Below are 12,332 nucleotides of genomic sequence, written 5' to 3'. Positions count from 1 at the left end.
GTATATTGAACATTTGAGTTGAAAATGTGTTTTAGTCTGAACTGCGTGTAGCTTGGCGTGCAAGATGCGTGAAAACGTGATCCATATCGGGTTGATTAAGTTTTTCTTTCAGTTCTTCGGGTGTACCCAATGCCTTTATTTTGCCGTCTACCATAATAGATATTCTGTCGCAATATTCAGCTTCGTCCATATAGTGTGTGGTTACAAAGATGGTTATTCCACACTTAGCAGCATCATAAATGAGTTCCCAAAACTGACGACGTGTGGCGGGATCTACGCCTCCTGTGGGCTCATCTAAGAACACAATGCCAGGATTATGGAAGATACTTACAGAGAAAGCCAATTTCTGTTTCCACCCTAAAGGTAGACCTGAAACCAGCGTGTTGCGATGTTCTGAGAAATTTAAGCGTTGCAATAATTCATCGGTTTTATGGCTTATCTCATCGTCTTGCATACCATATATGCCTGCAAATAGACTGATATTCTCTGCAACCGTAAGGTCTTCGTATAGCGAGAACTTCTGACTCATATAGCCAATGTGCTTTTTTATCTGCTCATATTCAGTGCGAATGTCGAAACCTACCACTCTTCCTGTTCCGCTTGTAGGCTGATTTAGGCCTGTAAGTATATGCATTGCTGTGGTTTTTCCTGCTCCGTTGGCACCTAAGAAACCAAATATTTCGCCTTTCTTTACCGTAAAAGAGATATCGTCTACAGCGTGAAAAGAACCAAAGGCCTTAACAAGATGTTCTACTTCAATTACATTCTCAGCCTCTTTCTCTATCTTATGTGCTTCTTCACGCACGATGCTTGGTGGGTTAAAGATTTCTTTAAATTCTGTAAGAATCTCGTTAGGGGTTCCTATTCCCTTTATGGTTCCTTCAGAAAGAAAGGCAACTCGTTCGCAACGTCTCACTTCATCAAGGTAAGGAGTAGATGCAACTATGGTTATATCCCGCTCTTTCAGTTGTGCAAGTATTTCCCAAAACTCTTTGCGACTCACTGGGTCTACCCCCGTAGTAGGCTCATCTAAGAAGAGAATACTGGGCTGATGAATTAGCGAACAGCATAAAGCTAGCTTCTGTTTCATGCCTCCTGAGAGTGCACCTGCTTTCCTATTTTTGAACTTTTCGATTTGAGAATAGATGGCTTTTATTGAGTCATAGTTCTCTTCTACCGTTGTATTAAAGAGCGTTGCAAAGAACTTTAGGTTCTCTTCTATTGTCAAATCTTGATAAAGTGAGAACTTACCTGGCATGTAACCGATTCGCTTTCTGATCTCTTTCATTTGCTGAACCACGTCGAATTTATCAACAATTGCAGTCCCATTGTCTGGAAGAAGCAACGAACAAAGTATGCGGTACATCGATGTTTTGCCTGCTCCATCAGGTCCAATGAGCCCAAACACTTCGCCTTTCTTTACAGAAAAGCTAACGTTGTTCAATGCTTGTACCTTGCCATAGCGCTTAGATATGTTGTTTACTTCAATTGCATTCATCTCTTTCTACGTGATTAGAACTTTACTTCTCCATACATTCCGATTTTAGCATAGCCGTCATTTGCGAACTGAATCTTGATGGCATACACTAAATCTGCACGCTCATCATCGGTAAGAATAGTCTTTGGTGTGAATTCAGAGCGGTTAGATATCCATGTAATAACACCATTATATTGTTTCTTTTGTCCGTTTCCATAGTCTGCAAAGACAGTTGCTTTTTGTCCAACTTTAATGCTTTTGAGCTGTTCAGAGGTGATATAAGCTCGCATAAACATCTTGTTTGTATCTGCAACTTTAAAGAGTGGCTTGCCAATAGACACGAATTCGCCTTGCTCTACATACTTTTCTAGTACCGTTCCTTGTAGCGGAGAGAACACTTGAGTGTTGTTAATTTTCTCTTCTATTTGACGTTTTTGTGCCATCACGCCTTGCTTTTGTGCCTGAATAGCACTAATTTGCTTTTCGAGTGAGCTGTTATTGCTTTGTATTTGATTGCGAGTGGCTTCGTATTGTCTTTGTAATACCTGAATTTGATTGTTGATATCATCAAGTTGTTTACGTGGAACTGCGCCATCTTTAACCAATTCTGCGAATCTTTTTTGCTCTTGTTGCTCATGAGTTATTTGCTGAGAGAGCGATGCTAATTGCTCTTTTAGATTTAATTGGCGACTACTTGTTGATGAAGCAGTGGCATCTAATTGCTGTAATACCGCTGTAAGCTCATCTTGTTTCTGTTGAAGTTCGTAAGCATCAATATTGCCAACTACTTGGTTTGCTTTTAAGTTCTCACCTTCATTTAGGGTGAAACGCTTTAGTTCTCCAGATGATTTGGCAGCCACAGTCACCTCAGTAGCTTCGAAAGTACCTGTTGCATCATATTCTTTTTGATTGTTGCTGCATGATGTTATCACAAAAGCAAGGGCAGTTAATAAATATATCTTTTTCATATCCGTCTGTTATTTATTCGTTATTTGTATATTTGAGGTTGTACATTTCTTTAAGCATTTCGATGTCATGTATCGTTTGTTGAATCTTAGCAGCATTCTCATTGTTGATTTCTCGAAGTAGATTATTGACGTCAATGATACCATGTGAGAGCTTAGATTCAGCGGCTTTGCGAATATTTGTGCGCAACATTATGATCTCATCGTCTGTTTGTTTCATTGTATGATATCGTTTGATATTTTCGTTTTGCTGTATTTCTTCGAGTTGATTATTAAAGAGAAATATCTCACGAGCATTCTCCGTCATTTCTCGTTGCAGTCTTAACTTGGCCTTATCATTCTTTAATGAGTAGAGAGCACCTATGTTCCAAGAGAGCTTCACACCCACCATTCCGTTAAGACTCCACTTTCTATTCATCATATCTTCAAACATATTCAATCCTGGATAACCATAAAAACCTTGAGCAAAGATGCCTAGTTTGGGTCGTACTTGACTGTTTAATGCCTTTTCTTTTATGCTAGATAATTGGAGTTGATAATCAAATAGTAGCATTTCAGGTCGTTTATTCGTTGAAATGGTTGTTTCAAAGGGAGCTGGTTTTTGAACATTGCTCACCTTTATACCGCAAAATGTGCTTAATAAGTGCTGTAACATTTGCTGTTGCGACTTCAAACTCTCGTTCTGTTGTTCAACGCTTAGTCGCTCAGCTCTTATATTTTCGAAATCACTTGTTGCAATAGTACCGCCTTTTAGCATATTCGCAAGTTTCTTTTCGCTCGACAACAACAAAGCTTTAACATCGTCGTTGAGCTTGATTTGCTCGTTAAGAAGCAAAAGAGAGAAGTACATTTCATTAACACGTTTTCGCACTTGATATAGGTTTGTCTCCACTTGTGCCTTCTGAACCTTTTCTTCTTGGCGTGCAACAGAACGCAGACTGCTTATCGTTCCACCATCATAAATGGTTTGTTGCAGGTCTATTCCTACCTTATATTGGTCTTTCGACAAGCCTTTCATATTAATTCCGAGTTGCTGAAATGTTCCTTTCATGCTCTCAGGCCACGATGTTACATCGCTTTGGTAGGTGGCTTGCGCTGCAATAGCAATCTGTGGCAACCAACCTTTCTGAATATTTCTAACCGTTAGTTGTGTTGTTTGGCTTATTAAATCATATTGTTTAATCATGGGATAGTTCTTTTCTGCAGCCAATTGGCATTCTTCAAGCGTTTGTGCTTGTATGGCAGTTGCCATCATTATGAGGGCAAAAGATATTATTTTCTTTTTCATATAGCTTACATTTCTTTATTCTAAATGGAACAAATGTTTTGATGTTGCAAATATAGTATGCCGTTCTTTTGTCTTGATTAATCAATACACCGAATAAATTTCCTTTTTATACGATTCTTCTTAAGATCTTTCTTTTATATGATTAAATAATAATATATTTGCAATAAAATCATACAAAAGGGAAATTTTATGGATAAGGCGAAGCAAGTAAACCAGTTTTCATTGAATGATATCGATTTAGAAAGCCTCTTAAAAGTGCAGAATCATTCTTTTGCAAGTGATGATGCTGTTGTTATTTTGAATGGTGATATTCAACGAAGTCCTTTCTTTCACAAAGATGAAGTGTATCAATTTACAGAGCCTCGCATTGTTTTTGTGGTAGAAGGGCATGGAAGTGTTTGTATTAATTTAAAGGATTATCATCTTAAAAAGGGTAGTGTTATCTTGGTAGGAGGTGATACTATTCTTGAAGTGAACGAGATTTCTCCCGACACTCGTCTAACTGCTATTGTGCTTCGAGATAGTATAGACATACCTGAAGAGGTGGTGTTCCAAGCCTCACCAGTTGAGTTCGACAGACTACTACGTATGTTTTATCTTATATGGGACGTCATTCAGCTTAGTCCTTATCGCAAAAGAACAGTCCAAAATCTCTTTAAAGCGATCATTGCTAATATTCAAGAGATAAAGAAAGAGGAAGAAGATAGTGTAAATATAGAGGGCTCTATGCGTACACAAAATGTGTTCTTGCAATTCAAACGCTTAGTGCATCAGCATTGTTTGCAAGAACGTTCCATTCCATTTTATGCTAATTTACTTCACCTTACACCTCACCATCTCTCTGCAGTTATAAAGAAAGCCAGCGGACAAAGTGTGATGTTTTGGATCAATAGAGCCACTATTCAGGCGGCAAAGCTGTTATTGAAAAGCAACGATATGATGGCTTATGAGATTGCAGATCGTATGAATTTCCCTAGTGCATCAGCCTTTTCTAAGTTCTTTAAGCGTGAAACGGGCATAACTCCTCGTGCTTATCAAGAGAGTACACGCAAGTGATTGTAGTTCTCTTAATGCATTTTTAGGTGTGGAGGATATTGTACTAAGGCAAGGAGTATAATGGAATTTCTTATAAAAATGACAGCTATTCGAGGCATATAAATATGAAAATAAAGAAATATATTGCAGGAATTATTATCCTTGGAGGACTATCTTATGTAGTATATCGTTCGTTTATAACCGATATTTTATTGAGATTTGGAAATACAATGAACACGAAAGCGGTTATAGAAGAGCGAATAACGGGAAAGACTTCGTATCCAGTTCTTCGCTATAAGTTCTCTTATCAAAATCAAGATTATATCGGTTTTGCGTCAGAAACCTCAGGTTTGCAGGTCTCTGACACTATATCTGTAGTCTTTTTAGAATCTAATCCTTCGATGAATAGACCGCAGAAGGAAATGGAATAGAGGAGGAATGATAAGCAAAAAACAACTAAAGTAAAAGCTAAAGAGGCATTTATAGATAAAATGAGGCTATTTTTTTTATTTTTAATGGATATGTTTGGTTTAATATGAGAAATAAAGTATATTTGTAATAGTCATAAAATTATGGATTGTGCATAAATCTATAGAAGAATAATTAATATGTCTACTCGTATATGAAACTACGGTAAACAATTTCATTTCTTTAATTTATCTCCAACACTATAACAAATAGAATGTCTAAACTACTAGTATATCGGCAAGGTTGTTTTGTAATGCTTTGAGGTAATAACAAGATAGAAAATATGCATATGCAGTGAAAACAATTATAAAAAAACTATATAATAATGAAAAAAGATATTATTAATTCAGTCGTAGGTACTCCTCGCTCACAGGAGTTAGTAAGAAAAACTATTCCAATTCTTGTAGGTTGGGCTAAGCGTCGAGCTACTAATAAGACTTATGGAGACTTGATTTCTGCTTTGGGTTATACACGTTATTCTGGCATAGGAAGTATACTTGGGAATGTTGAATTGGTGTTACGAGAAGTCAGAAAAATAAAAGGTTATAAAGATGTTCCAACACCTAATGCCCTGGTTAAAAGCTCCAAAACAGATATTCCCTCTCATGGTTTCGAATTTGTATACCCTAATTATGGAAATCTTTCAGATATTGAGAAAAAGATATTTATTGCAGGTATAAATGATAGTGCATACAACTATTCTAAATGGGATGAGGTCTTGCACGAGTTAGGGTTGAAAAATGCTATACTTTTACCACAAAAACAATTAGATGCTATCAAAAATATGCAATGTGGTTATGGTGGTGAAGGGATAGAACATAAGACTTTAAAGGAATATATATGTCACCATCCTGAGAAACTTAAATTACAAAATATAGTTCTTACAGAAACAGAATACACGTTACCTTCAGGGGATAGACTTGATGTATTTTTTGAACTTGGAGACGGAACTCATGTTGCGATAGAAGTAAAACCCAGTAGTTCTCCTGAACTAGACATAATTCGTGGTATTTTTCAGTGTGTAAAATATCAAGCTGTTATGGAGGCTTTTAAAAGGATTGAATGTAGAAAAACAGAAATTAAAGTTATCTTACTTATCGCAAGAGAATTGTCTTCTCAAGAAAGATTGCTTGCAGAAGAACTAGAAGTATCATATATTGAGAATTTTAAGATGTAAATCTTTGTATGCAGTACTCTTATCTTTTTTTGAGATCTCGATCTCTGTGACAGCTACTTGGTAGAAAATAGCCTTATTTGTCTATTCTTTTATCTTTATAAGTGATAAAGATAAATTCGCCATAAAAAAAGTATAATCCGCAGCAACACTTTGGTTGCTGCGGATTTGTTATGAATAATGCCTTTGAAAATCTGCATTACAGACTTAGTTCAACGATATAATCAATGTCGGTGGGCACAGTATCGAGGTTAAGGGTGATGCCCTTGCCTGTCTTAGTGAAGTTAATTCGTTTGTTAGTGCCATAAACAACGGCAGATTTAACCTTGTGGTTGCCTGTTGGAATGAACAAACTAGAGTCCATGCAGTTCATAATATGAATATAAAGTTTGTTTCCTCGCTGTGTACTAACACCCCAATCGTGAGGACCAACGATACCACCACGAGTGCCATAGATGGTCTCTCCATATTTATTCAACCACTCACCGATAGTCTTTAAGCGGTCGAGTGCCAATGAAGGAAGCGCTCCTCCGGGTTCAGGACCAATGTTAAGAAGTAGGTTTGCGTTCTTTCCTGCAGCCCGAACAAGCATCTGAATCAACTCTTTTCCTGATTTATAGTTGCTGTCTGTGATTGAATATCCCCAGTGCTCGTTGATGGTTTGGCACGATTCTAAAGGCAAACGACTGATGTCTTGTCCCGATAATCCCGCCTTATTCTCACCTGGTAGGTCACGTTCAAATATCTGAATATCCTCTCCAGGGAAAGGAGTTGTGTGGTGATTGTTGCCGATGAGGCATTGTGGTTGTAGCTTATGAATGATGCCATACTGCTCTTCTAACTGCCAATCGAAAGGCTTTGCGTCGTTATCATGATCCCACCAACCATCGAACCAAATAGCTCCTACCTCGCCATAGTTGGTGAGTAGCTCGGTTAATTGTGTGTTCATAAAATTAAAGTAACTTGGCCAATTAGCCTTTTCTTTTGGTCTTCCAGTGCCACGGCCCGTTCTTCCTACTGGATAATCTTCTCTTCCCCAATCCAAATGTGAGTAGTAGAGATGCAACTTAATGCCGTGTCGCTTGCAAGCTTCTGCCAATTCCTTGATGATATCTCGCTTAAATGGAGTGCCATCAACTGAGTTGTAGCTACTTGTTGCTGTTTTAAAGAGCGAGAAACCATCGTGATGACGTGTGGTAATGGTGATATACTTAGCTCCAGCAGCTTTAATTGCGCTTATCCAAGCATCGGCATCGAACTCCGAAGGGTAGAAAGTTTTGGCCAATTTAGGATATTCTTGATAGTGAATGTCTCTGTTGGTCATAATCCATTCGGTTACACCCATCATAGAATAGAGCCCCCAGTGCAAGAAAACTCCAAACTTTTGGTCTTGAAATTGTTCACGTGCTTTAAGATTTTCTGCCGATGGTTGATAAGATGTTTGTGCCATGCCGACATAATTCATCAGCAGGGTTGCAACGATTAGTAAAGTTTTTTTCATGTCAGAATTGATTGTTTAGATATCTGCATACAAATATAATGAAAGTTCAGCATATAGATATCGAATTTCTTTAAAATGTGGATTAGATTGTATTGAGAGTATAGAAGAAGAGAGTGAAGGTACTCTTTGTGATGTGTCAAACAGATTTATTGGTGTATAATGGTGGGAGATGTTTGTGATTTAGATATATTTTTATGTAGTTTAATTTCAAATTCAGAATATATTTTTTCGCTATCTCCAGTGATATATCCGAATACTTGGATATCTACTCCTTCGGGACTTTTGAATACATCAGTTACAGCTCCATTCTTTAGGCATTCGTCATAATGATATTCTTCTGATGACTTTTTTAGTAAATCCATTAAAAAAATGGAGTATAGAAATTTCTTTTGGAATTCTTCAAACGTATATATTTTAGTGTTTTGGCGTGTCCTTGTTTGTATTTCTTTAGAATTTGTATCCACATCGTATAACGCATGAGCAAAAGCATTACGAATGATAGAACAATAACCTTTCTCAATAATAGCTCCAAGTTTTGAATCTTTTTGCTTTAAGGGGTTTATTATTTCGTCAACAATGAAGTTGTGTCTTTTATATTCGGGAATTGTTACATTCCATTTGTATCCTTTACCTGTAAGAATATTAGTCAAACGATACAACGATTTGAGGAAATATACAGACTCCCAGAGGTGGGAATAGATCATCATTTCTATCGAAAGATCATCAATTCCACTTGTACCCTCATAGTGAAAGCCTTCTTGATAATAATTTCTATTTAAGTAACGAAGATAAAAACCTTTACGAGTCTCATCGTAGTATTTATCAATTTCATAGTCTACAACGCAATTTGTTCCACGTTGAGCTTTGAGACCTTCTATTATATCACCACGACCAATAAATAAAATAAATGATAGATTATCTTGATTACGAATTTGCTCCATTGTTGTTATAATAACTTCATAGACTTCATCTCTAATTTCTTTAAGCATAGTTTCTGTTTTTAGTTTACGCAAAATTACTCAAAATAGCTTTTGAAGCCAATAAATAAATAATAAATATATAATCTATATGTTTTGTAAATTTTCTATTTCTTCTAAATATGGTATCTGAAAGCTTATTGTATGTAGTATGTTTTACCTTGATATTCCTTATCTTTATACAGACAAATTGAAAAGTGAAGCTTGATGTATATTTCTATTCGTAAGTCTTTTTTAAATGATAAGTAGAAGCTAATATTTTGCGCAATGGGTATGAAAAAGATTTTGGTATTCGTTTAGATGCTATTTTCTTGTGTGCTAATTACATTCTAATTGAGGTCTAATAGCAGTCCTTTTGATGTGTAATAGTTGTCCTTTTAAAAGCCAATAGCACGCCTTTTAGTTGCGTGTTTGGTAACTATTTGGTTTTATGCAACTTATAAAGCAAATATTTAAATTAGCTTTTTCGCCTTTCATCTTTCCTCTTTCTCACTTTTTTAGGTATATTTGCAGTAGAATAAAAAACACAATTACAATGGAAATGATGCCTGCAACACGCCCGTTAGAAACATTTATCCCAGCTCGTTTGGCTGGTCAGCGTGATGTTTTATCGTTAACTCTTGCCCCAATGCCTCAATTAAAAGTGGCTTTTGTGGGTGTGGGAGCACGTGGACAGATGGCTGTTACACGCTGGTGTCATATTCCTGATGTCGAAATTGTTGCGGTTTGCGATGCTTCAAAGCAAGTGACTGATGAGGTTGCACAGCATGTTGAGCAATTAGGAAGGCCTCGTCCTGCTGTGTTTTGGGGCGAAAATGGCTACCTCGACTTATGCAAAGAGCAGGCAATAGACCTTGTTTATATATGCACCGACTGGCTTTCGCATGTGCCAATAGCGGTTTATGCGATGGAACAAGGTAAGTGTGTGGCGGTGGAAGTGCCTGCTGCTCTCACTTTAAAGGATATTTGGGAGTTGGTAGATACGGCAGAACGCACGCAAAAACACTGCATGATGCTCGAGAATGCTGTGTACGATCATTTTGAAATGGCTGTTCTTGAGATGGTTCGAGAAGGCTTATTGGGCGAACTGGTGCATGTGGAGGGTGGTTATGCGCACCCTCTTGGCAATCGTTGGACGCCTTGGCGAATGGAATATACAAGTCGTAATTGTGGTGATGTTTATCCCACACACAGCATAGGACCTGCTTGTAGGTTGCTTGATATACACCGAACCGACCGCATGCACTATCTCACTGCCATGCAGACCGATGCTTTTTTAGGCCAACAGATATATCAAGAGGTGATGGGAGAGACTTGCAATAGTTTTGCGAATGGCGATCAAACGTCTACAATGATACGCACGGTGAAGGGCAAAACGATTCTTATTCAGCATAATGTAATGACTCCACGACCTTATAATCGTATGTTTCAGGCGGTTGGAACGCAAGGATATGTAGCCAAATATCCTATTCCTGAAGTGCTCTTAAGTCCCGAGTCTGCCGCTAAAGTGGGACTTGAACTCGACGATTGTAATGCGCCTTTGACTGCTTCACAAATAGAAACGTTACTCAATCGCTATGCTCCAGCCTTCTCTCAAGAAACAATGAAGATAGCTAAACAACTCGACTCACGTGGCGGAATGTCGTACTTTATGGACTTGCGCTTGGCTCAATGCTTGCAACAAGGCTTGCCTTTGGATATGGATGTGTACGACTTGGCTGAATGGTGTTGCATTGCTGAACTCTCAAAGCTATCTATTGAGAATGGCTCTGCACCTGTCCTCATTCCCGATTTCCTTCGTGGTGCTTCGAAGGTGGGGTGAGGGGGAGTAAATATTGTTATTTGTTGGAATGAAAAATATTTAATAAGATAGACTCTTTTTTGATTGAGGTTGTATTTATAGTCGGTTGTAATCAATTTTTTAATAATCGATATCTTTGGGGAATTGAAGGAGGAGAGGTGAGGATATAAAAGCCATTGTAAAATAAAATGAAAAAATATTGACAAAATGTAGATGTATTTGTAGTAGTTTACTTTATTTTCACAAGATACTATTAAATAAACTTTGATGTGTTCTTATCTTATCTTTGTGTTGAAAAAAGAGAAAATTACAAGAGGATAGTAGTCTTCTGAGATCCGAAAATGATGACGTGCTCAAACAAAATTTTATTAGTGTATAATGGGGTAAAGAGATAAATAATCAAATATATATAATGTAAAATTACTATTTTTTTATTATATTTGCAGAAAAGAATTTTGTATGGGAAGACAAGCAATAAACGTAGAAGAACAAATAAAACTGCTCCGTCAGCGTGGAATGCGTATTGATGATGAAAAAAAAGCCAGAGAAGTTTTACTCGATGTTGGTTATTATCGATTAGGTTTCTATTGGTTCCCTTTTGAACATACATTTCCAAGTAAAAATAACCGAACTCATAAATTACGAAAGGGGACAAACTTTGATCATATAGTAAAGTTGTATTACTTTGACTTTAACCTAAGAAGTATTCTCTCTAAGTATCTTAATCGTATTGAAATTCATCTTAGAACATTGATAATCTACTATGTATCAAACAATAATAAAACTTCTCCTACATGGTTTATTGATCCTGTAGTTGTTACTCCTGCATACATTAGAACGTTTGATCACAAAGTCTATAATAATCAGTTAAAGTGTGCTACTGCAATTCAGCAACACCATAGAAATCACATTAATGATAGGTATGCTCCTGCTTGGAAAACGCTAGAATTCATGACTTTAGGAGGTATTATACACCTTTTCAAAGCACTCAGAGATGAAACCGTTCGTAGAACGATCAGTGAGCAGTTTAAAGTTAGAAAACTTATAGTTTTTAAAAGCTATCTATCTGCTATTCTCACAATAAGAAACTATTGTGCGCATGGTAAAGCTCTTTATGATATTTCGTTGCCAACTTCTATAAGACGAGGTCCAGCGGGAAGAATGGATAGTGAAAGCTATCAAAAACTCTATGGTGCAATCAAAGTCATCTACTATATGACAGGAGTTGTATCTGTGAATCGTCAAGCTGATTTGAAGATAGAGTTGGTAGAATTATTTGATAAGTACAACGATAACGAAGAAGTCTTAAAAACAATAGCAGAAGCTACTGGGATAAAAAATATCAAAGAAATGTTTGTTTGATTCAGATATTAGCATTATCTTTGCACCAAAGAAAGTGCCGATAGAGACTTTAGTCGCTTTATTAGCACTATAAAAGGTGAAAAATGGGGCTGTACACTTAGTCGGTACAGTCCCACTCTTTTTATACCCTTTATGCATCATGGTTATTTCTCTTTTCTTCTGTTGAAGCAAGAGAAGTTGGCTGATTTAGAGCTGGCTTGTCAGGATTACTGCCTTTCTCGAATCCTAACCCACCTTGATCATAATTTAAAATAGCAGTATAAATTACTGAGAACACCATTTAT

Annotated in this window: 11 protein-coding genes; 5 read left to right on the top strand and 6 right to left on the bottom strand. The window is 37.0% G+C overall.

The genetic code is table 11. The features are described 5' to 3' along the window. Positions 1-31 precede the first annotated feature (31 nt). The 3 genes from A3GM_RS0109620 to A3GM_RS0109610 are packed head-to-tail and all read right to left on the bottom strand — an operon-like array spanning position 32 to position 3,730. On the bottom strand, positions 32-1,498 hold the full coding sequence (locus A3GM_RS0109620; RefSeq protein WP_018363158.1) for an ATP-binding cassette domain-containing protein: 1,467 nt from the start codon (positions 1,496-1,498) through the stop codon (positions 32-34). 14 nt (positions 1,499-1,512) lie between these two features. Next, the gene (locus tag A3GM_RS0109615) at positions 1,513-2,445 is read right to left on the bottom strand and encodes an HlyD family secretion protein (RefSeq protein ID WP_018363157.1); all 933 of its coding nucleotides are present in this window, start codon (positions 2,443-2,445) and stop codon (positions 1,513-1,515) included. A 13-nt stretch (positions 2,446-2,458) separates the two neighbouring features. Next, on the bottom strand, positions 2,459-3,730 hold the full coding sequence (locus A3GM_RS0109610; protein WP_025830171.1) for a TolC family protein: 1,272 nt from the start codon (positions 3,728-3,730) through the stop codon (positions 2,459-2,461). Between the two features lie 189 nt (positions 3,731-3,919). Between A3GM_RS0109610 and A3GM_RS0109605 the strand changes: the two genes are divergently transcribed. The 3 genes from A3GM_RS0109605 (at position 3,920) to A3GM_RS11215 (ending at position 6,410) form a co-directional block, all read left to right on the top strand. Further along, the gene (locus tag A3GM_RS0109605) at positions 3,920-4,786 is read left to right on the top strand and encodes a helix-turn-helix domain-containing protein (RefSeq protein WP_018363155.1); all 867 of its coding nucleotides are present in this window, start codon (positions 3,920-3,922) and stop codon (positions 4,784-4,786) included. Between the two features lie 104 nt (positions 4,787-4,890). After that, on the top strand, positions 4,891-5,196 hold the full coding sequence (locus tag A3GM_RS0109600; RefSeq protein WP_018363154.1) for a hypothetical protein: 306 nt from the start codon (positions 4,891-4,893) through the stop codon (positions 5,194-5,196). Positions 5,197-5,558: 362 nt separating this feature from the next. After that, positions 5,559-6,410, top strand: a complete 852-nt coding sequence (locus A3GM_RS11215) for a PDDEXK family nuclease (protein WP_018363153.1) — start codon at positions 5,559-5,561, stop codon at positions 6,408-6,410. A 196-nt stretch (positions 6,411-6,606) separates the two neighbouring features. On the opposite strand, the gene A3GM_RS0109590 is transcribed toward A3GM_RS11215, so the two are convergent. Together A3GM_RS0109590 and A3GM_RS0109585 are read right to left on the bottom strand one after the other, a co-directional pair. Beyond that, entirely contained in the window at positions 6,607-7,908 is a 1,302-nt protein-coding gene (locus A3GM_RS0109590; RefSeq protein WP_018363152.1) for an alpha-L-fucosidase, read from the bottom strand. A gap of 146 nt (positions 7,909-8,054) precedes the next feature. Next, positions 8,055-8,897 carry a hypothetical protein gene (locus A3GM_RS0109585; protein ID WP_018363151.1) on the bottom strand — a complete coding sequence of 281 codons (843 nt, stop codon included), beginning with the start codon at positions 8,895-8,897 and terminating at the stop codon, positions 8,055-8,057. 523 nt (positions 8,898-9,420) lie between these two features. Between A3GM_RS0109585 and A3GM_RS0109580 the strand changes: the two genes are divergently transcribed. Beyond that, positions 9,421-10,707 (top strand): Gfo/Idh/MocA family protein, encoded by a 1,287-nt coding sequence (locus tag A3GM_RS0109580; protein ID WP_018363150.1) that lies wholly within the window; start codon positions 9,421-9,423, stop codon positions 10,705-10,707. 438 nt (positions 10,708-11,145) lie between these two features. Then, positions 11,146-12,048 carry an Abi family protein gene (locus tag A3GM_RS0109575; RefSeq protein WP_018363149.1) on the top strand — a complete coding sequence of 301 codons (903 nt, stop codon included), beginning with the start codon at positions 11,146-11,148 and terminating at the stop codon, positions 12,046-12,048. A gap of 130 nt (positions 12,049-12,178) precedes the next feature. Here the strand turns inward: A3GM_RS0109575 and A3GM_RS11650 are convergent, their stop codons facing one another. Further along, the gene (locus A3GM_RS11650; protein ID WP_018363148.1) at positions 12,179-12,328 is read right to left on the bottom strand and encodes a hypothetical protein; all 150 of its coding nucleotides are present in this window, start codon (positions 12,326-12,328) and stop codon (positions 12,179-12,181) included. Positions 12,329-12,332 lie beyond the last annotated feature (4 nt).

The organism is Hoylesella nanceiensis DSM 19126 = JCM 15639, from assembly GCF_000379965.1.
GTDB classification, from domain to species: domain Bacteria; phylum Bacteroidota; class Bacteroidia; order Bacteroidales; family Bacteroidaceae; genus Prevotella; species Prevotella nanceiensis.
Note: the sequence above shows the minus strand (reverse complement) of the source record. Positions and strands in the feature narration are given on the sequence as shown.